The organism is Collimonas pratensis (assembly GCF_001584185.1).
Taxonomy (GTDB): Bacteria; Pseudomonadota; Gammaproteobacteria; order Burkholderiales; family Burkholderiaceae_D; genus Collimonas; species Collimonas pratensis.
On record NZ_CP013234.1, the window covers coordinates 3,739,584 to 3,760,712 of the forward strand.

The window sequence follows — 21,129 nt, forward strand, 5'->3', positions numbered from 1 at the left end:
ATGCATTTAGGAAAATTTCATTTTGCAATTTCGACGTTTCGAAACGAAATAAAAAAATTGGAGACACCGGCAAAGATTGAAACCCTCATACAAACGCTCAATCAAATAGGTGCGAATCCCGCAGATCCAGGGCTAGCATTGTCATTCAGGGAATCGTTAGAACAACTACGGCAGTCCTTGCTAGCCGCACCATTGAACGATCCACACCCCACCCTTTCGATGAATCTTGATTCAATTGGCGCACGCTCTTTTATTGGAGCAAGACTATTTGAAAGAGTTAAAGATGTTATAAGTGCAAATCAACTAGCTCCGCAGCAAGCGGCAGCAGCCTTGCAGCAATTCTCTTCAAAAATAAATAAATTCTACGACACTATTGGTCAATTAGATGATGCGTTTACCGAGCTTGGAGTGGAATACACAGAAATCGAACCAGGTGAAAATGAAATTGGAATAAGCATTCCCGTAGAAGAAGGAACGAAGACGCTGAAGGATTTATCAAAAAAAGCTAACAACTGGCATAACTCTCTCTCTCCTTTTGTCGAACTGTATAGCTCCGATAAAGAGCCAATAAAACTTAGAGTCATGTCGTCGTCGGACTGGCAATTCTATTTATTCTCGACTCCTCCAGTGCTTCTTGGTATTTCGATGTGCATAAGATCAGTTAACCAAATACTTGCTGATTTGATCCACTCAAAGGAATTGATTGCAAAATTAGCAAAAAGTGGCACCTCGGCCAGCGCGCTCGAAGCTGTCCGAGCAGATACGGACGGAAGGTTAGAGTCTCAGATTCGGACGCTTGCCGACGACACAGTCGATACGAACTACAAGGAAAATGACGCAGGCCGCAAAAATGAGCTTAAAAATGCACTCTCACAAAGCCTTAATTTCATAGCACGTGAGATCGCAAGCGGAGTGACGCTAGAAGTGCGATTGATCCCTCCCGATCCTGTTAAAGAGGCCGAATCCGAACAAGAAAGCCCTGACGACAACGTGGATAGGATTGCTCATGTGGAAGAGCTCAGGAAAATTGCCGATGAAATTCACAACAATATGGAGTTTCCGCCGTTAGTTTTCAACTCATCCGAGCCATTAGTTCTACCAGGACTTGAAGAAGATAGCATGTAGTCTGGATTTTATTATATATGGCAGAAAACATGGATATGACGCGGGTTCGATTCCCGCCGCCTCCACCATTACAAACCACACCAGACCGCCGCAGACCCCGCAAATACTGAGGGGAACAAAAACTGCGTGGTCTGGCGATGGCGCACATTGTCTCCATTTTCGCCCAAATTTCGCCCGCGTTTACGATCTGGCGATAATGCGGCTAGCCGTGACGATCAGAGCCGTGCAATTGGAACAACCCTTTGGCCAAATCGATTCCGAGAATGTCGATATCCATGACAGCCCCCCCCACACGTAAATTGGATGAAACGTTAGTTTGATCCTATTCGTGATATCGGATACATCTCAGTAAATCAACACCTTATTGTTTCGAGAATAAAATTCAGTAATTTTTATGTGTATTTGCTGTCGCTCAGCATATAAGAGCGTACTAAATGCAACTTCTCGAGTCAGCCAGTAGCGAAACTGAAATTGATCGGGTTCCGGCAGCTTCTCCACCAATCCTGCAGCGATCATCTTGTTGACGAATTGACGGCATAGCTGAACGCTGATCGATTCGATGGCCGCCAAAATCTGTAACGAGAACTCCCTGCCGACACATGCAGCATGGCACAACATCTGGCGTATATCTCCAAGCCGGTCAATCTGCATCATGAAGAGGTTACGTAAAGATGCAGGGCAGGAAAATTGCTTTATTTTTCCAGAATGCTCGAAGGCGAATTCCAGTATTTGTTCAATAAAAAGCGGAATGCCATCAGCCATCTCAAGCAGTTGATGCTGCAACGACAATGGAACACTCAGAAATTGAGGATACTGCGATGCCACCGCGATTGCCTCTACTGGTTGAAACGGGGGGAGCTCAATCAGGGTATCCGGACTGCCGTGGGAAGTTAACGCTTCAGGGAATTTGCGGCCAGTAATAATGAGAAAAATATGAAGTTGTTTATCTCTTTTTCGTAGCCAAGAGATGAAGTCAAGCGAAAGGGTATCGGCCCAGTGAATGTCTTCGAACGCAAGGGTGACTAAAGAGATCTGCTCTGTCATTTTTCTTAGACTAATGGCGATGGCAGAAAACAGTCTGTCTCGTTGGGACGTTGAGATATTTTGTCTGAGTTCTCCTTGCGTGCTCAGAATCTCGGCGAGCAATTGCACCGTGTAGTGATCGCATATACCAGTTTCAACGAGTATGGCGATGAGTTTTAGCTCGACTTCTTGCGTTAATTCTTCGCTGATTTCCCAGCAAGATCGGATTAGTGCAAGCACCGGACGCAATGGCAAAGATTCGTCTTCTGGCAAAAAACGAATCAAGCAGACTTCCTTCCCTTGCACGCAGGAGGAAACAAGAAATTGACTCAATAAGCGAGACTTGCCACTTCCCGCTCCACCGACCAATAGCGCGCTTGCTCCTCCAGCGATCCTGGCATTTTTCCACGCCGCGTAGAATGCGCGCAATTGCTGCACTCGCCCCACAAAAGGTTTGCTGTCGGGATTGAGTATATTTACAAGTGGTTCGCGTTTGCCATCCACCTTAAATGCTGAATGTGGTGCGCCATCGGCGGGTGTAATGTTAAAGAATGCAGCGATCCCATGCAACGCTTCCTTAGTCGCAAGAAGCGTACCAAACGCAACAGAAGCGGCCAGATTGCGGGCAATCATCGTACATTCACCAATCAGGTCGGGCAAAATATTGTCTGAGCAGGTAATCATTACATCAGCATGAACAGCACTTCTGATGTCGATACGATCGCACTCTGTCGAGATAAATTTATGAGCGCGTAATCCAACGTCGATAGCCAATTTCGAGGAGTGTTCGTTCGCCGTTGGATAGCCAAAGTAAATGAGGACAATAGAACTGGACAGCTGCCGCAAGGTACCATGATATTCCGATGCCAGCATATGAAGCCGTTGCACGATGGCCGAACTTAGCTGAAGCCATACTTCCGGTTCCCTTTGTATCGAAGAAATAATCTGGATATGGAGGACGGCAACCAGTCGATTTTCACGCGTCACTACGCTGGAGGAACGTTTTGGTCGCTCTATTGGCAATAATTTCGCTATCTTAAGATCTGCCTGCTGTTGAGGTGTGATGTTCCCGAAGCGCTCCGCAAGCGTTGCTGGCGGAGCACTCCCTAGGTGCATTTGAAGTTTTTGACAGTACGCTTCATAAATTTTTAACGCAGCGGCTTCATTGCCTGCGTCCATGTAGATATCAATGAGAGAAGAATGCGCCAGTTCGCTAGTGCTATCCATCGTAATGAGTTGCCTGCAGCTCCGTTCAACGGCATCCAGATCGCCAGCCATCGCTGCTTGAGCGATGATTCGCTCAAGCAGCGAGGTGCCTTGTTGCTCATATTGGATTCGGCGATCCTGTACCCAACGAGCCAACTCAACTTCAGTGGGGAAAATTCCATCTAGAAACGTCCCTTTGTATAACGCCAACTGACGACTGATAATTGACGCGCGATCCGAGGTCCTTCCCCGCTCAAATTCAAGGACATCAACCCAAATACACTCTCCGGACAAACGCACCGTGTTGCGATCTGCATAGATCAATGATTTTGGTAGCCCGGCTTTTGAAAACGCCTGCTGCAGGTTAAACAATGCTCGGCGCAAGTTCGCCCGAGCATCTTCTATCTTTAACGCTGGCCAAAATAAATCCGCAAGCGCCTCACGGGTATGCACTTTATGTTCCAACGCCAAATAGGCCAGCAACAGAATCAACTTGGAGTAGGAAAGCTTGACGCTTTGATCTGCCTTAACATTGGAGAGTTCAGGTGAACCTAATAACCTGAAACACGCATCGGTCATATCTGATTGTCCTATGGGTACCTCGGCACGTTAATGGATGCCTTATTAACATTGATTTACTTCGTACAGTAATGAGGCACGTTGTAACAGCAGGAAAATGTGCACACGCATTAATGCGGTTTTATTTTTACAATTCCTCATCGGCTCATTGCCCAACAAACGCAGAAACGCAATCCACGAAATTGATAATTCATTCGACCTTCGAAAATATCGGCATGGTCTGCTAAGCGTCGCGCTAACCGCGCCCCATGAATAATTCGGGGCAGTTCTTCAAATTGTTCGAACAAAAATGAGTTGCGACGGGGCAAATGACTTGCAATTCGCCATATTTGCTTATTAGGTACTATTTTTGGCAGCTGGATTGTCGGCGCACCTACGCCTGGCTGCAAATCGATTTTTAGACTGTCTCTATCGCTCCAACCGATAATTGAAGGTCGCCACGTACCGACGATGCGTGCGACATTAGTGAAATAACCGAGGGGATGTGCGTTTCAATTGCAGTCGCCGATGTCTTACTCTGTTTTGCAAAACAAAATCCGAGATTGCCTATGCTGATGCTGCTGGGGCATTCGGTGTATCCGCCGGACTAGCCGAACATGGAGAAATTTGCGAAAGATGGGTGTGTCTTCCACGAGAGTGCTTCGATTTGCTCATGCGCGGTCGCTCTGCATTTTCTCACGGCTGCTATGGTCGGACGCGTTTAGACACGCCCGACCTGGAAGCATTCGTGCATAAGAGGCACGGTCGCTCGAACGAATAAAAAACAAGTCTGCACGACTTGTGGCGCTGTTCCGGCTGGTTGCCGGAACGGACCTCGATATCTGCATCGACGGCAACCTAGCTGCAGCAATTTCCCAAGCTGTATCGCCCATAGGTAGGCAAGAGCATGTAGAGGCCAGACGTTTTTTGGTTGAATGGGCTCTGATACCAGACCGCGTGTTCGATCGCGCCTTGGATGCCGTAATTCACATCTTTAGCCGTGTAGCTGGCGCCATCGATTTGAATCACGCCGTTGCTGTCGGCACCCAGAAGCTGGCCCAGCGCGGTGACGACGGGCGTGTTGGCATGGTTGTAGCCGAAGCTATGCATTAATTCATGTACCAACAGACTCGCATAGGTTCCGAACGCCCCCACCGTGGACTGGTAGGTCGGATTATCTGCGCAAGGCCAGGTTGAACCCGGGCACATTTTGCCCCACGCATTGATCGTATTCGCCGTAAAGGTTATTGTGCTCGCCACGGTCGTGATAGGTAGCTTGGCAAGTTCGGTGTCCGGATCCGACGCCAGAATATGGTTGTGACGCGGTCCCTCCTTAGATGTGAATACGTCAGCGTTGCTAGTAGGGTCGTATGCGAACGTCGGCTTGTACTTCATGTTCCTGGTGATATAAAGCAACTCGCGATAATCGATCAGCGAGCCGGGCACCCCTGAAATCGATTCAACGTAGATATAGCTTGGCAGGGACAGCGCATACCCTTTTGTACGCAAGAAGTACCGCAAGGCGCTCATCGAGTTAACCAGACCACCACGGATGTTGATCTTGACGATAGTCCCATCGGCCTGCGTGTACGACGTGTTATCCGCAATTGCGGGATCGACTGTCCAGGGTGTCTGCAAAAACCAGTTCGGATCGTTATATAAGGTTTGCATTTGCGCTGGCGTTGCTTGACTCGGATCGTCAGGCAAAAATGCCCCGCTCTTGTCCAGTTGATCGACGTAGCTCGCATACGCTTGCCGCATCTTCCGCACGTCCGCAAGCAACGCGTCTTTTTGGGCCCCGACGGTGACGACGGCGGACAACGTCTGCTCCGCGTACACCGGGTCGCCAGCACAGACACTTGCTGTCACCCGAACAGTGCCCGCTGCCACCGCTGCCAGCGTGTAGGGTGCAGCGCCCGTAACTGTTGCAAGGGCTGGCGCTGAGACCGCGTAGGTGATCTTACATGACGCTGGCGCGGTATTCGGAGATACAAACGCCGCGGCGATAACCGCGGAACTTGCGCCTTGCGTCACATTGGCGTCCGCAATGAACAGGCTTGCCGGCGGCGGGCTTGTCCAGACAATCGACGCGCCAGACTTCTTCACCCCAAGCGTGTAGCTTGCAGTAGCTTCCATGCATCCGGCCGTCGCGGCGGCCGTCGCTGTAATCGTAAACGCTCCGGCGCTGCGGTACATAACGTTTCCGTTTGCGTCGACAGCTGCGTTTGCAGGATCAGAACTTGAATAACTGATGGGCCCGCCGGGGCCGCCACTGCATTGCGCTGACGCGCTATTGGAATACGTGCCCGTTGAACCATCGGCGACTGTGACACTGACCGGCCCGGCTGCTGCAAATGCTACTGATGTCGGCACAGGAGCGGACGCAGGTGTTGGCGTGGAACCAGGTGTTGGCGTGGAACCAGGTGTTGGCGTGGAACCAGGTGCTGGCGTGGATCCAGGTGCTGGCGTGGATCCAGGTGCTGGAGCAGCTGTCGACGGCGAGTTGGCTGCGCCGCCATCGCTGTCTCCACCGCCACCACACGCAGCCAATGCGAGACTCATCCCAATAACGAGAATAAATGGGGCGCGGCGGAATGCCACAGAAATTTTGTTCAGTCTTGGGTAGTTCATCTGTTTGTTTTGTTAATTTATGAATAGGAAATGAATCTCACTGCGCGCAAAATCTATTGACGACAACTGCAATGGTCAAATAATTTCGGACGCAACCATAGGTTTTTCTATCGTGTTTCGTTCGAAGACAGTCGCGGACAGATTGCCCAATACATGAATACATGTGTTTGCAGTTGTAGGAGCCAACGATGGCGTCAAATCCATCGCCCTTGGCCGCATATGTCTGGTGCACTTTGTTGATTATCATTTCGGTATTGATGACAATAAGTACCGTCACCATTATTGCCCAATGGAAATCCACATAGAAGCGTAACAAAGCACCGTCCATGTATCGTCTACAAAACATCAGAACATGGGCTAATCCGTAGCAATTGAAAGCATCCTCGCCGGCCTCCGGAAGCCATCACCGATGATAATCAACTGCTATCCCAATGGATGGAACCCCTGCGACTGGACCAGGGGTTCACTCCAAAAGCGCGTCATTTTGCGTCAAATCGTTGCAAGCATTTTTCCCGCGCACCCCGCGCCGCTAGGGGGCTTGATGCTTCTGCGAACTGCGTTAAAAGCAGTGTATTTAACGAAGCCGGCAGGCGTGGGGGGGACTGGTGCGACATGGTGCTGATGAGGTAATTGCTTTGCCCACTGAACATCGTGGTGACAAAGCCCGTTGTGCCGTCAACGGTAGCCTACTGACCCAGGCGAGATGGGTAACTGTCTGGTCTGAAGCGGTCAGGACAATGCATGGAGGGCTGCAAGCGCAAATGCGGCTCTCACGCTAGGCTTGGTGGTATTGGTTAACATAAGTGAATTGCTGATAAACGTCGTCACCACGAACCAGCCAAAAGCGCTGACAGGCTGGAGCCAAAAGGCACGTAGCTGGCTATCCCTCTTAGTCCTCGGGATACACGGACATCATAGCTACCGGCGGAGAGGCAGAACCTAACCCACTGTGTTATCTCATCGGAACATGGTAAGCCCGTATCGCTGCCTTCTGGGCAGGCGACCCGCAAGGGAAGCTGTTGGCGGTGCGGGTAGAGGAAGACGGAGAAAGCGAATGCTTTGCTGTAATGACAGAGATAGGGGTTGCAACATCATCCCATGCGAAAGCAGGCCCACTTCCGTCCGGTCTCTCATCACGAGAGAATTTGTAGAACTTTTGAAGGCAGGAATCGCAAATGACCATCACTTATCCGATGGGTGCACCAGCCCGCAACTCTGAGCATTGGAACCAGATCGACTGGCACCAGTGTCGCCGAGAAGTGAGAAAGCTGCAAGTGCGTATCGTGAAGGCAGTACAGGAAGGCCGCTGGCACAAGGTGAAATCCTTGCAATGGCTGCTAACCCACTCGTTCAGTGCGAAAGCACTGGCAGTTAAACGGGTGACCGAAAATCAAGGTAAGCGTACAGCGGGGGTCGATAAGGCAACATGGTTGACTCCCAATGCCAAATGGAGCGGCATATTGTCGCTCAGCAGATGCGGGTATCGGGCTCTACCGTTGCGACGGGTGTACATCCCCAAAAGTAATGGCAAGCTGCGGCCGCTGGGTATTCCGACGATGCGTGACAGGGCCATGCAGGCGCTTTACCTGCAAGCTCTCGAACCTGTTTCGGAGACCACGGCGGACCCGCATTCCTATGGATTTCGGCCAAAACGCTCAACAGCAGATGCGATAGAACAGTGCTTCAGATCGCTGTCGCAGAAATTCTCTGCTCGGTGGGTGTTGGAAGCCGATATTCAAGGATGCTTCGACAATTTTAGCCATGACTGGTTACTCGCCAATATCCCAACGGATAAAGCGATACTGGCAACGTGGTTAAAAGCCGGCTTCATGGAAAGCCACATCCTCTCTCCAACTATGGCGGGCACACCACAAGGGGGTATTATTTCTCCGACAGTGGCAACCATGGCACTCGATGGCTTGCAAGCACGTTTAAGTCAACAGCTCGCAAACACCGAAGGGAAGCGCAATCGACTCCATATGAACTTCGTTCGATACGCCGACGATTTTATTGTGACAGGCCACTCGAAAGAGTTCCTGGAACAAGAAGTCAAACCGTGCATCGAAGCGTTTCTGGCGGAACGGGGTCTCACCCTCTCTGCTGAGAAAACGCGGGTCACTGCAATTGAGGAGGGATTCGATTTCTTGGGCGTGAATCTTCGTCGCTTCGGCGACAAGCTGCTCACGCGGCCTGCACAGAAAAGCATTCAGTCTCTGTGCAGCAAGCTCAGGAAAATCGTTAAAGATAATCTGACGGCAAAACAATATAGCCTGATACAGCAACTCAACCCGGTCATCCGTGGTTGGACGCAATATCATCGACATGGTGTTGCCAAGAAAATCTTTACGGATGTGGATACGTATCTATGGCAGTTACTGTGGCGCTGGGCTACTCGACGTCATCCCCACAAAAGGGCAAGATGGATTAAAGATAAATACTTCAAGTGCATAGCACATCGCCACTGGGTATTTGCTACTACCGAAAATACAGGTTCAACGGAACTGGTTGCGCTGGTCAAGGCCCGCGACACGAAAATCCGGCGACACCTCAAAATTCGATGTGCCGCTAATCCATTTGATCCGGAGTGGAATGATTACTTCGAGCGGCGCAAAGACCGACGATTCCGGGACTAGCCGGTTGACGAAAGAAGACTTCGAGAGGCTTGAGCGGAGTGCGGTGAAAGTCGCACGCTCCGTTCTTAGGGGACGGCGGCGTAGCAATGCGCTGCTGTTACCCGACCAATGTGCGACATGAAGCTGCTGGAATAATTGCCTTGCCCGTAGAGCACCGCGGTGACAAGGCCCGTTGTGCCGTCAACGGTAGCCTACGCTGATGATTTTATTGTGACAGGGAGATCGAAAGAATTTCTGGAACAAAAGGTCAGACCGTTTATCGAAGCATTTTTAGCGGAACGGGGCTTGGCTCTCTCAGCCGAGAAAACGCGTGCCACGGCCATTGAAGAGGGGTTCGATTTCCTTGGGATTAATATCCGGCGCGTCGGCAGCAAGTTGCTGACGCGGCCTGCGCAGAAGGGTATTCAATCTTTGTGCAGCAAGCTCAGGGAAATCGTCAAAGGCAACGCATCGGCCAAACAGATCAATGTGATACGGCAGCTCAATCCAGTCATCCGTGGCTGGGCGCAATATCATCGTCATGGTGTGGCCAGCGAAGCCTTTGGAAAAGTGGACAGCTATCTATGGTTACTGCTGTGGCGCTGGGCAAAGCGTCGTCATAACAACAAAGGTGCGAGGTGGATTAAAGCAAAATATTTCAGACGCATAAGACATCGCGACTGGATATTTGCAGCAAATGAAAATGAAGGAACAAAGGAATTTGTCGCGCTGGTTAAGGCCAGCGATACGCTTATCCGGCGACACCTCAAAATTCAAAGTGCTGCTAATCCATTTGATCCCGAGTGGCACGACTATTTCGCACGGCGTCAATATCGACGATTCCGGGACTAGCCGGTTAACGAAAGAAGACTTAGAGAGGCTTGAGCGGAGTGCGGTGAAAGTCGCACGCTCCGTTCTTAGGGGACGGCGGCGCAGCAATGCGCTGCTGTTACCCGACTTAAAGGCCGATAGCTAGCAAGACATCAGACACTCAGAATGGCACAGCGCTCTACGATCCAGGACACGGCAAATACGGAAATCGCGGCCGAACCACCGTATAGCGCCGCCAACTTGAACCAATGTTCCTGCCGATACAGATAGAGCACCGGCAGCAACAGCAGGACAATGCCGAGCTGGCCGGCTTCCACCCCCAGGTTGAAGCCGGCCAGCGCGACTGCCAAGTGCAGCGGCGGCAAGGCCATGTCGATCAGGACATTGGCAAAGCCAAAACCATGTATCAAGCCGAAGGCGAATGCGATCAACCACAGGCGCCGCTGGACCAGCGGATAAATATTATTGAGCGCCGCCAGCAGGATGGTGACGGCGATGCCGATTTCCACCAGCACCGCGGGCACGCTGATCAGGTGGAAAGCCGCCAGCGTCAGGGTGATCGCATGCGCGGCGGTGAACGCAGTGACGATGCGCAGCAGTTCCAGCACCACCGGCCTGGGCGACGCTACCGCCTGCCAGCTGCGGCCGCGCGCCACCCATGAGGCCGGCAGCAGCAAGGCTATCAGGAACAAGGCATGGTCAAAGCCGCGCCAGATGTGGCCCATGCCTTCCAGCATGAAATCGATGAAGACATTTGCCAGCGGCTTACCGTGCAGGTCCAGTGTTTCCTGTGGATGATCCAGCCCCAGTATTGCGGTGGCGATAGCGCCGTCGTTGACCACGCTGACCAAGCCTTTGTGCAGCGTATCGATGTCTGCGAACAGGTGATAGTCGATAGCGAGCCGGGCCGGCTGCAGCGCGCATTTCGCATTGAACATCAAGACTGCATAGGCGCCATCGGTATGATGGTCGATCAGCATCTCGCCCGGCTGTATTGGGCAGTTTTGGCCGTCTGAAGCTAAGGTAATCCGGCTAAAGGCATAGTGCGCGATATCCGCCTGGCGCCGCTTCAGCTCGCCCCAGGTCAGCTTGCCGTCACCATTGCTGTCGAGCACCAGCGGATTGTCGAGGTCGCGCAGGGCCACATCCCAGCGGCCATGCAAGTCCGCGCCGTCGACGCTGATGGCCAGGTAGCTGTCGCTGGGCTTGTGCGCCAGCGCCTGCGATGAAAGGCAGAGCAGCCAGCAGGTCAGCAGAATTTTCGCGCCGATTTTCATCCATATACCTTTGATATTCCAGGTTTACAGTCCACTACCGTCCAGCCGGCAGCTGCGCCTGCTGCTCCAGGGCCAGCAAGGATGGCGCTCGCAGACCAGCGGTTTTCAGCCATTCCAGCGCTGCTTGCGCAGCCCGCGGCTGGTGTGCAGCCACCGCACTCTCCAACAAGATGCGGCAATCGGCCAGTTCCTTTTGCACCTGCCAGTTGGCTTGCGCCAGCTGCAATGCGGCTTCCGGCTGGTTCAGCAGGATCAGGCGGAACATGGCTTCTTCGCGCAGGTGGACGCGGTCGCCGCGTGCCGCCGCGGCGGCAAAACGAGCTTGCAGGTCATCGATGTGGGCCCTGGCGTCGGCGCTGCCCAATTGCTGCTCAGCCATTGCCAGCCGCAACAGCAGGTTGTCGTTGCGGATATCGTCGGCCAGCAGCGGCAACACCTCACGCGGCCGGCGCTGCGCCAGCAGGAAATCGGCCATCGCCGTCTTCAGGTAAGCATCGCGCGGATTGGCGGCCAGACCAGAACGCAGCGCCGCCTCAGCTTGGGCATCCTGGCCAATAGATGCAGCGGCCTCCGCCAGGCTGGCGGCAGCCCAGGCCTTGATGCCCTGTTCTGGCGGCGCTTGCGTGAGCATGCGTTGCAGCAGGGCCGTGGCCTGGTCCGGCTGGCCGCTGACCGCGAGCACGTTCGCCAGGCAGATGCCGGCGAATACCGTATCCTGGAAAATCAGCGCGCCGCAGCTTTCCTTTGCGGCCGCGTAGTGCCCTTGCACCTGCAGGATGCTGGCCCGCATCAGCAACGCCTGCGGATTGCCCGGGGTTTTGCTCATGGCGAGGTTGAGATTGGCCAGCGCGGCGTCAAACTGATGATTGCTCTGCTGTACGCTGGCGCGCAAGATTAACGCCAGCGCCGGCGGATTATCCGTACGCAGCCATGGCGCGATAGCAGCTTCGGCCTGGCCCAGGTCGCGCGGATCGCTGTCGCGGCGGAAGCGGCTCAAATGCCGTTCAGCCAGTTCGCTGGCCAGCTTGAAGTCCGCCGGCGCGGCATTGAGCTGCATGCGCAAGCTAGCGATGCGCGCATTCAAGGCATCATTATCCCGACGCGGCAAGGTTTCCAGCACCATGGCGTCGTCCGTCGGCTTGAACGGCTCGGCCTGCGCCAGCGGGGTCAGCGCCATGCAGAGCAAAGCGATCAGCAAGACGTTGAACCAGCCGAGGACTGAGCGCATCGCGGGCATCTCCATGATCAGGCCGGTAGCCATTGGCGTCCCGCCAGGCTCAGCACCAGCACTCCGATGGCGATGGTCCAGCTGCCCGCTACGCGCATGCCGATGCTGATCCAACCCTGCCGCAGCTGCAACAAGGCATCGCCCACGGCCATCAGATAGGCCAACGCCAGGAAAGCCACGCCGACGATGCCGGCAAAGAAAGCGTCCGGCAGCATATTGCCTTCCAGCGCCGAGCCATTGGCCATGCCGAAGGTGATGCCGGCAAATGCCGCGAACAGGCCAAGGACGCTGCGCGGCAGCGGCCGTCCTGCAGCCAGCAGGATGCCGGCGCCGATAACGGTACAGACATTAATGACGAACATGCTTTGCGGCGCTGGCCAGTATTGCACCACCAGAGCGCCGACCAGCACCGCAGCGGGAAACAGCGCGATCAGGAAAGAACAGCGGTGGCGCTCGTTCTGTCCTGCCAGCATCCCCAGCGCCAGCAGCAGCATGATATGTTCCGGCGACGTCAGCGGATGCAGCGCGCCGGCGTAAAAGTCGCCGGCCCCAGCGAAAGCCGCATGCGCCTGCACCAGCGAAGGTGCCAGGCCCATGGCAACGGCGGCTGGCCATCTCCATTCCTTAGCGCGCGCGAATCCGGTACGCATGGCTCAACCCGCCATCGCCAGATTGAGGAAGTAGGCACCGCCAAAGGCAATCGCCAGGCCACCCATGCGCAATACATATTGGCCGGCGCGCCATTTGTACAGCAAGCCCAGCACAATGCCGCAGGCATGCAGCAAGCCGGTCGCCAGCACAAAACCGATGGCAAAGGTCAAGGGATTGGCGGACGACGGCAGCTCGGCACCGTGGGCATAGCCGTGGCAGATCGCAAACACCGCGACAATCACGCCGGCAACCCATAACGGTGGCCGCACTGCCAGGCAGATCATCGCGCCCAGTACCAGCGCCGATAAAGCGATGCCGGTTTCAATCCCGTGCAGCGGCACGCCAAGCACTCCCATGACGCCGCCCACCGTCATCACCAGCGGAAACGTCACCGGTAGTACCCAGATCGCCGGCCGCCCCAGTTGCGCGCCCCACAGTCCGACCGCGACCATCGCGATGACATGGTCCAGGCCAGAAATCGGATGCAGGAAACCGGTCTTGAAGCCGCCCGCCATGTCGCCCTGGCCGATGTGCGCGGATGCTGCGCCCGCCGCCAGCGATAGCAGCACCAGCAAGGCCAGTTTCAGTGTCTTGTGGCTCACGATTTTTCTCCTTTGTTATTATTTGACAGTGACTCAACGCCCCACCAGCACCCCATCGCGGTGCCGATCCATCGCAGATTCAAATCGCCGGAACCAGGCGCCGGCTACCGGATATTTCACGCGCATAGATGCGGGCGGGATCCGCGCTGCCATCCAGGTTCGAGGAAAAGTCCTGGCAAGTCTGCAGTGCTTGGGCCGGGCTGGCATGCTTCAGAGCCATGGTCTGCGCCACTCTGGTTTCGGAAAACTTGTTTTCCATGATTGCCTTGTATTGTTTATACATGGCGGTGTTACCGGCAGCCAGATCGCGCAAATAGTGCTCATAACGGCGTTCGAACTCATTGACCAGCGGCTGATTGCGGCTTTGCCAGCGCTGCCAGGCCTGGTCGTAACTGGCGTGCTGCTGCGGATACATGGTTTTGCAGATATCGCGCTGATCTCGGGCGCTGCGGATGCCTGCATACACCTTGCCCAGCTGATTGACGTATTCCGGCGCAGGCTTGGCGGCATGGGCAGCCGTCGCCAGGCTCATCAATGCCACAACATACAGATAGCTGCGGATGTTCATCACTGCACTCCTTGAAAAAACATCCGGCGGCCGTGAGCCGCCAGATGCGCTTACGGCTGTCAGTTCAGAGGAACCGGCGAGGTGGTTTCGGATTGCGTTACCGTGATCGAATCGGTCGAGATCGGGCTGGCGGTATCCGACGTGGTCGTAAGAACTTGCTCGACCTCCACGGTGAAGGCGTCAGCTACGGGGGCAGGCGCCGGAGCAGGCGCTGGCGCAGGTGCCGGCGGCGCCGTTCCTCCGAGTGCCCCCGAAGAGCCGCCGTCGCCGCCGCACGCCGCCAGAACCAGTCCGGCGCCGACGATCATGGTCAATGTCATAAGGCGTTTCATCATGTACTCCTTAGTTAAACACGCCGGGCACAGGTGTCTTCAGGTACGGGAAAGCGGTATCGAAGAAGGTCTGGTCCAGATAAGCGCCGTCGGTGAAATCGATGGCGCCGGACGGTGCACTAGCCGGTGCGCAACCGATATTCAAGGTGCAGAGCCGCCCCATGACGACGCGCAAGGCGATATCGACCACGTCATCGCCCGGACGACGGCCATTCGGGAAACCGGCGGAATCACCGCCAATCACCCCGAGGCGGCTTTGCGAGGCCGGCACGGTGACGGCGGTGCTGGTGTTGAGGCGTAGCATTTCCGAAGGCGTCACGACTTTTTGCTGATTAACGCCAGGCACGCCCGTAAGGAACGCTGTCACCAGATCATTGCGCGGAATATTGGTCGGGGCCTTGACGCCGGCGCTGCTAAACAGGATTTCCAGCAAGGCAGGCAAAGTAGGATTCGTGACATAGGCAAGGAACTGCGCATCGTCCGATGGTTTGCTGGTGTTGAAACGATCTTTATCCTTCAAACCTATCACCAGTTCGTTCACTAGAGGTATGCCGAGACGCGAAACCTGAGACCAAGCGCCGCCTTCCTTGCTGGCCAGTCCTACGCCGGGGCCTGGTCCAGGATTGATCAGCCTGGCTTGCCGCACGCTCGCGGTAGTCCAGCCACCAATCACCGGATCAGTACTGCTTGCAAGGCAGGAAATCGGCACTTCCATTTCGATGGCAGTCACATTCTTGAGCTTGAGATTATCCAGGCCCTTGTTCTCTGCCTGTGGATCAAATGCAGTCGCCGGTGCAGTGATGTTCACCAGGTCGAAGGTGCCGCCCAGATTCACGACGAACGGATCCTTGCGCTGACCCACAAATACCTTGCCCGGCGTGCCGCAGCCGGGAATGTTGATGTTATATATATGTTGCGCGGCATAGGCAGCGTAGTTAGGCAGCGATTTGTTGCCGATGTAGTCAACCGGCTTGTCAAACGTGCTGCTGCCGTTGGCGGCATTGGTGATCGCCGCGACAGCGCCGGTGCGGCGATCGCCGGTCACCATGGTGATGGTGTAGCTTTCCTGGACGTTGAGGGTGGCGGCCTTGGGTGCATTGATGGCGCCGATGTTAATCAAAGGCACCGAGACATTCTTGCCGCCGACAGGCACCACGAGATCGAGCAGGTTGTTACTGAAGCGGAACTGATAGGTAATGTGTTCATGGCCATCGCCGACGTTGTCGATGTGGATTTCGTACAGGGCCTTGGGATCCATCATGAAGAAATTAGGTCCACCCCAGCCATCCTGGAGAGGCTGGTAGTTGGCAACGATGGTGACAAAACCGCTGCGACCAGTTTCATAACTGCGAAACATGTAAAAGTCGGTCCCGTCGACTTTCGGATTCTGAGCTACAAATGGGGACTCTCTATGACTGGATGCCAAAGCGCTTCCGGCAATCAGCATACATCCGGCGGCTAAGCCGAGCGCAGCACTCGCTACTGATTTCATCTTGCTCTCCCGTGGGTAACATTGAAGGTTTCGGCGCAGCGATGGCCCAGTTGCCCCGCATTTGCGGCGCCTGTGAGTTCTACGTAGTGGATTGCCTAGTGGATTCAAGAAGAGGCTGTTTATCGCAGCCAAAGTGAAAATAAATCGCAAAACTTGCATCCGGCGCAAGAAAAGCCGCGTATCTCTAATGAGCACGATTTTTTCCGCGCTAGAGTAAGAAGAAATCAAAATAAGTAATATCTTGGGAGGCAGGCCGGCATGCGCGCAGCAAAATGGATAACCGCAACTACTTTTTGCTTGTCCGCGATTCCGGCCTTGGCCCAGGTCGGCCAGGCTGCCCAGTCCGCAACCACGCCGGCTCCCACTATCCCAATGCTCCCAATCGTGACGGTTGAAGGCCATTACGACAACGCTGTGGGCAGCTCCAACGCCGCATCGCAAGGCATGGTTCGCGGTGAACTGCTGCAGGACCTGCCGCTGCTGCGGCCGGGCGAAATCCTCGAAACCGTGCCGGGACTGGTGGTGACCCAGCATTCCGGCGACGGCAAGGCCAACCAGTATTTCCTGCGCGGCTACAACCTCGACCACGGCACCGATTTCGCCACCAGCGTCGACGGCGTGTCGGTCAACATGCCGACCAACGCCCACGGCCAAGGTTATTCCGACCTCAACTTCCTGATCCCCGAACTGGTCGACCACATCGATTACCGCAAAGGTCCCTACTTCGCCCAGAACGGCGATTTTGCCTCGGCCGGTTCGGCCGATATCCGGTACCGCAAAAGCCTGGCACACAACATCATCGACCTCACCGGCGGCGCCTACGGCTACCGCCGGGCGCTAATGGCTGGCTCATTACAGTTGACGCAGCCACCGCAGGACGGCAGCGACACCGCGGCGGTCGGCCAGGGGCCGGTTCTGCTGGGTGCGCTGGAAGTCATGCGCAACAACGGGCCGTGGGCGCTCAAGGAAGACATGCACAAGACCAACGCCCTGCTGCGCCTGAGCGACGGCAACCTGGCCAAGGGCTGGTCGATCGACGGCATCTACTACGACGCCAAATGGAATTCCACCGACCAGGTGCCGCTGGAGCTGATCGAAGCTGGGCAACTGGGACGTTTCTCGGCACTGGATCCAACCGACGGCGGCGAAAGCGGGCGTGCGCGGCTGTCCGGCGAGTGGCACAGCCATGACGCCAGCGGCTACACCAGAATCTCCGCCTACGCCGAACACTATCGCCTGAAGCTGTGGTCCAACTTCACCTTTTTCGAGTTGCGACCGGCGACCGGCGACCAGTTTCAGCAAGCCGAGAGCCGCAACATCCTCGGCACCCAGATCGTCAAAGGCTGGACCCACGGCTTGCTCGGCCATGACTCCACCACCGAACTGGGTTTGCAGGTCCGGCATGACAACATCGACGTCAGCCTGAAGAACAGCGAAGCCCGCATTCCCTTTGAAACGGTATCGGACGACAAGGTCAGTGAAACCCTGGCCGGCCTATATCTGCAAAACACCACCATCTGGAGCGACTGGCTACGCACGCTGGTTGGCGTACGAGCGGATCGCGTCAATATGGACATGACCTCGTATTCACTGCCGCAGAATTCCGGCAGCGCAGCCGGCAGCCGAGTCTCGCCCAAGCTGTCGCTGATCTTCGGCCCCTGGGCCAAGACTGAATTCTTTGTCAATGCCGGCAAAGGTTTTCACAGCAACGATGCACGCGGCGTGATCAACACTATCGATCCGACCACCGGTACGCCGGCCTCGCCGGTGCCGGCACTGGCCGGCAGCAGCGGCAAGGAAATCGGCGTGCGCACGGAAATCATCGACGGCTTGCAAAGTTCGCTGGCCCTGTGGAGCCTGGACAGCGACTCCGAAATCATCTACGCCGCCGATTCCAGCATCGGTAGCACATCGCCCAACGGCGCCAGCAAGCGCCACGGCATTGAATGGAACAACCATTGGATCGTCAACCGCTGGCTGCTGCTGGATGCGGATTTTGCCTGGACCCATGCACGCTACGCCAAAATGAACGATAACGACGCGCTCGGCAACATGATTCCGAACGCGGTCAGCAAGGTGGCGTTATTGCGGCTCACGCTGCAGCGCCTGGGACCATGGTCAGCCGGGCTGGAAACCCGCTATATCGGCCCTTATCCGCTGGCGCAGGACGGCAGCCTGACAGCGCAATCAGCGATCGTCACCAACCTACGTTTGCAACGTCAGATTACACCCCAAGTTTCGCTGTCGATGGATGCGCTCAATTTGTTCAATCGCCAGTACTACGATATCGCTTACCAGCAAGACTACCAAGTCTCGCCGGGCGCCGGCGCCGTGCCGAGCGGAGTCACCGTCCACCCCGGCGAACCACGCCAGCTTCGCCTGACTTTGAGGTTGAGCTACTGAGCTCGCTTAGCGCCGACAGCAATCCGGCAACCAGGAGTGGAACTGCACAAATCTCACTCTTATTTATAACTGTGAAACCTGATACCTTGCGCAGATAATTATTGTGCGACGCTGGCATCGCGCCAGATCGCTCCCGCTTCATAGTCATGGTTGGTGTAAACCGCAGCGGCTCTGCATTGTTATGCCAGAGCAGGAATTTCATGGCAAGGATCGCCATACCGAACCAATAAATCTGAGCCCTGCTCGCGCAGAGTATCTTTTATTGCTGCAAGCTGTGCCAGATATATGCCAGACGACGATCTTGTCTGGGTAACGTTTGCAAGATAGTGGAATCGAAAATGAATACAGCGATGACACGTTGTGATTTTCTCAGTGTTTTAGATAAAGCAGCATGATCAAACAACCGTAAATCGCGACGAAACCAAACTGGTACAGTGGCGGACATTGGCTTTGAGAAAGGAAAATTGTCTTCTATCTGCAGGAGACTCTGGGGCAGATTGGAATTTTCGGATACCAGTTCAGACCAAATAAATAGTGCAGAATTATATTCATCATCTGCCAGACAGTCCTGACGGATCAGTCGAAAAAAAACTTTACATTCAGATTTTGAAACCTTGGAAAGCAACCTGTAACATGGACGCAATGATTTTTTCACTGTCTATTTTGCTGAATTTTTGCAAATACTCTACAGCGGGATCGCAGGTACGTGCGTAATAACTATATAAAATTACGTCACTCGGTAAGGTCGGATCAAATTCGCCATTCTTTTGCGCAGCGATCACTAATCTTTCCAGTTTGGTGTTGAGCATCAAAACACGCATTACATATTTCATATTACGCATCAACATCTCACGCACATGTGCACTGGTTGAGGGTAAAAATGGCATGCCGCCATCTAATCTGATCCGCAACGCCCATTCCAACAATGCAGATAACTTTTGCATCGGACTAAGTTCATTTTGCATTTGCCCCAAGTAGTCATTGGCTCCGTCAATAAGACGGATCAATGCATCACCTACCAGCTCTTCTTTTGATTTGAAGTGCTTATAAAGACTGGGCTTGGAAATGCCCACGGCATTAGCAACGTCGTCCATAGTCATCAAGTCATATCCCTTGCTGCCCAATATTGCTGTTGTGGCATCAAGAATGGCATCTTCACGTAGCTTAAATGCTTGTTTTTTAAAGCTTATTTTTGGAAATATACTCATCGGTAAATTTTAGCTACCAATTAGTAGCTTTTCTGTTTTATCGGTAGTAATATTAGCACGAACCATAAAACACCACATCCATCAATAACAGGCAAGCACCATGCGTAGTGAAAAAAGACAACGTATAGCAGTTATCGGTGCGGGAATTTCAGGGCTTGCCAGCGCTTATTTTCTAACACGCGAACATGATGTTTGCCTGTTCGAAGCCGGCGCCTACTTGGGTGGTCATACTAATACGGTTGATGTGACACTAGACGGACAAACGCACCCAGTCGATACCGGCTTTCTGGTGTTTAATCAGGAAACTTACCCTAACCTGATTGCCTTGCTGGCAGAACTCGGTGTTCCAAGTTATGCCAGTGATATGTCATTTGGCGTATCACTAGATGAGGGCCGACTGGAATGGGCCGGCACTAATCTCGATACTGTGTTTGCTCAGCGAAGGAGGATGCTATCGCCTTCGTTTCTGGGTATGCTGCGCGACATTATGCGTTTTAACGCAGCCGCAACAAAAAATCTGCAACAAGCCTGTCTCAGTGACATAACACTTGCACAATTATTAGATGCTGGAAGCTATGGCAAGATGTTTCGTCAAGCATATTTACTGCCGATGGCTGCGGCAATATGGTCCAGCTCACCACACGATATCCTGCAATTCCCGGCCAGTACCTTTTTGCGTTTTTGTATTAACCACGCGCTGTTGCAGGTCAATAACAGACCGCAATGGCAGACCGTACAAAACGGCGGTCGTGCCTATGTTCGTAAAATTGCAGCCACATTAAGCGACTGCCGCATCAATGCACCAGTTCACAAAGTAGAACGTCTTCCACAACATGCCACCGTTACCACCAATGCCGGCACTGAAATATTTGATGCGGTAATTTTTGCCACACATGCGCCACAGACTTTACAAATACTGCAAGACGCCAGCGAACATGAACGCGCCCTGCTGTCCCAAGTCAATTATCAAGCGAATAAAGCGATATTACATACCGATATCAGACAAATGCCAAAGCAGCGTAAAGTCTGGTCGGCATGGAATTATCTCGGCGGCATCAGCCCCAACCAGCAAAGACCAGTGTGTGTCAGCTACTGGTTAAATCAATTGCAGAATCTACCTTTCAGTACATCGGTCATCCTCACTCTGAATCCTTACATAGCACCTGCACCAGAAACAGTGATTGCACAATTTGATTATGAACATCCGATCTTTGACCATGCCGCAATCACCGCACAACAGCAACTGCCAAGCATACAGGGGAAAAATCGCACATGGTTTGCCGGGGCATGGACCGGATACGGCTTTCATGAAGACGGCCTCAAGTCTGCCTTGCGTGTAGTTGCGGATTTTGGCGCAGCCCCGCCCTGGGCCAAGGTGTAAC

16 protein-coding genes are annotated in these 21,129 nt (G+C 54.1%); 5 read left to right on the top strand and 11 right to left on the bottom strand.

Going from position 1 to position 21,129, the window contains the following annotated elements; genetic code table 11:
* Complete coding sequence (locus tag CPter91_RS16745; RefSeq protein ID WP_150119733.1) at positions 1-1,125, top strand: hypothetical protein; 1,125 nt, start codon at positions 1-3, stop codon at positions 1,123-1,125.
* A 345-nt stretch (positions 1,126-1,470) separates the two neighbouring features.
* Here the strand turns inward: CPter91_RS16745 and CPter91_RS16750 are convergent, their stop codons facing one another.
* Together CPter91_RS16750 and CPter91_RS16755 are read right to left on the bottom strand one after the other, a co-directional pair.
* Entirely contained in the window at positions 1,471-3,933 is a 2,463-nt protein-coding gene (locus CPter91_RS16750; protein ID WP_061942173.1) for an ATP-binding protein, read from the bottom strand.
* 837 nt (positions 3,934-4,770) lie between these two features.
* Positions 4,771-6,108: a hypothetical protein gene (locus tag CPter91_RS16755; RefSeq protein ID WP_061942175.1), complete on the bottom strand. Its 1,338-nt coding sequence runs from the start codon at positions 6,106-6,108 to the stop codon at positions 4,771-4,773.
* Between the two features lie 1,610 nt (positions 6,109-7,718).
* On the opposite strand from CPter91_RS16755, the gene ltrA reads away from it, so the two are divergent.
* Positions 7,719-9,176 (top strand): group II intron reverse transcriptase/maturase, encoded by a 1,458-nt coding sequence (gene ltrA / locus CPter91_RS16770; RefSeq protein ID WP_061942182.1) that lies wholly within the window; start codon positions 7,719-7,721, stop codon positions 9,174-9,176.
* A gap of 159 nt (positions 9,177-9,335) precedes the next feature.
* Positions 9,336-10,007, top strand: a complete 672-nt coding sequence (locus CPter91_RS16775) for a group II intron maturase-specific domain-containing protein (RefSeq protein ID WP_061942184.1) — start codon at positions 9,336-9,338, stop codon at positions 10,005-10,007.
* A 131-nt stretch (positions 10,008-10,138) separates the two neighbouring features.
* On the opposite strand, the gene CPter91_RS16780 is transcribed toward CPter91_RS16775, so the two are convergent.
* The 7 genes from CPter91_RS16780 to CPter91_RS16810 all read right to left on the bottom strand — a co-directional run bounded on the left by CPter91_RS16780 (position 10,139) and on the right by CPter91_RS16810 (position 16,136).
* Positions 10,139-11,263: a HupE/UreJ family protein gene (locus tag CPter91_RS16780; protein WP_061942186.1), complete on the bottom strand. Its 1,125-nt coding sequence runs from the start codon at positions 11,261-11,263 to the stop codon at positions 10,139-10,141.
* 34 nt (positions 11,264-11,297) lie between these two features.
* Entirely contained in the window at positions 11,298-12,491 is a 1,194-nt protein-coding gene (locus CPter91_RS16785; protein WP_150119734.1) for a tetratricopeptide repeat protein, read from the bottom strand.
* Positions 12,492-12,508: 17 nt separating this feature from the next.
* Positions 12,509-13,087 (bottom strand): HupE/UreJ family protein, encoded by a 579-nt coding sequence (locus tag CPter91_RS16790; RefSeq protein WP_061942189.1) that lies wholly within the window; start codon positions 13,085-13,087, stop codon positions 12,509-12,511.
* 57 nt (positions 13,088-13,144) lie between these two features.
* On the bottom strand, positions 13,145-13,744 hold the full coding sequence (locus tag CPter91_RS16795) for a HupE/UreJ family protein (RefSeq protein WP_061942191.1): 600 nt from the start codon (positions 13,742-13,744) through the stop codon (positions 13,145-13,147).
* Positions 13,745-13,823: 79 nt separating this feature from the next.
* Positions 13,824-14,312, bottom strand: a complete 489-nt coding sequence (locus CPter91_RS16800) for a hypothetical protein (RefSeq protein ID WP_061942194.1) — start codon at positions 14,310-14,312, stop codon at positions 13,824-13,826.
* A gap of 59 nt (positions 14,313-14,371) precedes the next feature.
* Positions 14,372-14,647, bottom strand: a complete 276-nt coding sequence (locus tag CPter91_RS16805; protein ID WP_150119735.1) for a hypothetical protein — start codon at positions 14,645-14,647, stop codon at positions 14,372-14,374.
* A 7-nt stretch (positions 14,648-14,654) separates the two neighbouring features.
* On the bottom strand, positions 14,655-16,136 hold the full coding sequence (locus CPter91_RS16810; protein ID WP_061942198.1) for a DUF4331 domain-containing protein: 1,482 nt from the start codon (positions 16,134-16,136) through the stop codon (positions 14,655-14,657).
* Between the two features lie 258 nt (positions 16,137-16,394).
* Between CPter91_RS16810 and CPter91_RS16815 the strand changes: the two genes are divergently transcribed.
* A complete protein-coding gene (locus CPter91_RS16815; RefSeq protein ID WP_061942200.1) occupies positions 16,395-18,539 on the top strand; it encodes a TonB-dependent receptor in 2,145 nt (714 codons plus the stop codon).
* A 259-nt stretch (positions 18,540-18,798) separates the two neighbouring features.
* Here the strand turns inward: CPter91_RS16815 and CPter91_RS27765 are convergent, their stop codons facing one another.
* Together CPter91_RS27765 and CPter91_RS16820 are read right to left on the bottom strand one after the other, a co-directional pair.
* Positions 18,799-18,984 (bottom strand): deoxyribodipyrimidine photo-lyase, encoded by a 186-nt coding sequence (locus CPter91_RS27765; protein WP_082792938.1) that lies wholly within the window; start codon positions 18,982-18,984, stop codon positions 18,799-18,801.
* Between the two features lie 154 nt (positions 18,985-19,138).
* The gene (locus CPter91_RS16820) at positions 19,139-19,747 is read right to left on the bottom strand and encodes a TetR/AcrR family transcriptional regulator (RefSeq protein ID WP_061942202.1); all 609 of its coding nucleotides are present in this window, start codon (positions 19,745-19,747) and stop codon (positions 19,139-19,141) included.
* Positions 19,748-19,847: 100 nt separating this feature from the next.
* Between CPter91_RS16820 and CPter91_RS16825 the strand changes: the two genes are divergently transcribed.
* The gene (locus tag CPter91_RS16825) at positions 19,848-21,128 is read left to right on the top strand and encodes an NAD(P)/FAD-dependent oxidoreductase (protein ID WP_061942205.1); all 1,281 of its coding nucleotides are present in this window, start codon (positions 19,848-19,850) and stop codon (positions 21,126-21,128) included.
* Position 21,129: the final 1 nt, after the last annotated feature.